We start from the raw sequence: 1,101 nt of genomic DNA, 5'->3' as shown, positions 1-1,101 counted from the left end.
CCTGGTCAATGCATGGACCGACGAGACGAGCTACAGCGCGGCGGCACCCGTCGGACTGGAGGCGCTGGCGCGCGTGCCCGAGGCGTCGATCCTGATCGTTTCGCCACTGCCGGCGGATGTCGGGCGTTCGCTTCCGACAAATGCCTTGTGGAACGCTCTGCCGGCGGTGCGTCAGAACCGCGTTGCCGTCCTGGAGCCGGTCAACCACTTTGGCTGCCTGCCATCGGCACGCCGCTTCGCGCGTCTGGCGACGGCCGCCCTTGCCGGGCAGGCCCATGGCTGAGCGCACTAAAAGCGATCACGCCGCGACGAGTGCCGCGCTGTTGCCAATCGCCCTGTGGGGCCTCCTCGCGGCTGTGGCAGCGCTCCTGTTCGCATGGCGGGTCGGCATGCAGTGGCCGGCTCCACTGCCGGGCGGCATCGGTCTCGACCGCGTCATCCTGCTCTACAGCACGCTGCCGCGCGGCGCGGTGGCGGTGCTGGCGGGCGCCGTGCTCGGCCTGTCCGGCCTGCTGTTGCAGCATGTGCTGCGCAACCCGCTGGCCGAACCGTCGACGCTTGGCATCTCGGCCGGCGCGCAGCTGGCGATGACGATCGTCTCGCTTTACGCACCGCTGCTGATGGAGCGGTCGCAGGGCCTGGTCGCCTTCGCCGGTGGCATCGCCGCGGTGCTGCTGGTGCTGGCATTGACCTGGCGGCGCGGGCTGGAGCCGGTGTCGGTCATGCTCGCCGGGATGATGGTGGCGCTGACCGCCAGTTCCGTCAGCGCAGCACTGATCCTCGCCAATGGCGATTACCTGTTTTCGCTGTTCATCTGGGGCGGCGGATCGCTGGTCCAGCAGGACTGGGAGCCGACCATCGCGCTGACGGTCAGGCTGGCGGCCGGCGCGGTTGCCGCATTGATGCTGCTGCGGCCGCTGACCATTCTTGGTCTCGACGATGCCTCGGCACGCAGCCTGGGCGTCGCCCGTCACTCAAGCCGCTTTCTCATCATCGCGCTTGCCGTGTGGATGGCGACGTCAGTCGCGGCAGAGGTTGGCGTCATCGGGTTCGTTGGTCTTGCAGCGCCGGCGCTGGCCACGCTTTCGGGCGCCCGCACAC

1 protein-coding gene and 1 pseudogene are annotated in these 1,101 nt (G+C 69.2%); both read left to right on the top strand.

Going from position 1 to position 1,101, the window contains the following annotated elements; genetic code table 11:
- Positions 1-283, top strand: a pseudogene (locus tag EN984_RS35615) (iron-siderophore ABC transporter substrate-binding protein); the annotation flags it as partial.
- A partial coding sequence (locus EN984_RS35610; RefSeq protein WP_164765968.1) for an iron chelate uptake ABC transporter family permease subunit occupies positions 276-1,101 on the top strand: 826 nt, incomplete at its 3' end. The pseudogene EN984_RS35615 and the gene EN984_RS35610, both read left to right, overlap by 8 nt.

Origin of the sequence: Mesorhizobium sp. M7A.F.Ca.CA.004.12.1.1 (assembly GCF_003997835.1) — a bacterium.
GTDB lineage: Bacteria > Pseudomonadota > Alphaproteobacteria > Rhizobiales > Rhizobiaceae > Mesorhizobium.
The sequence above is the reverse complement of the archived record's forward strand: the minus strand, read 5'-3'. Positions and strand labels throughout refer to the sequence as shown.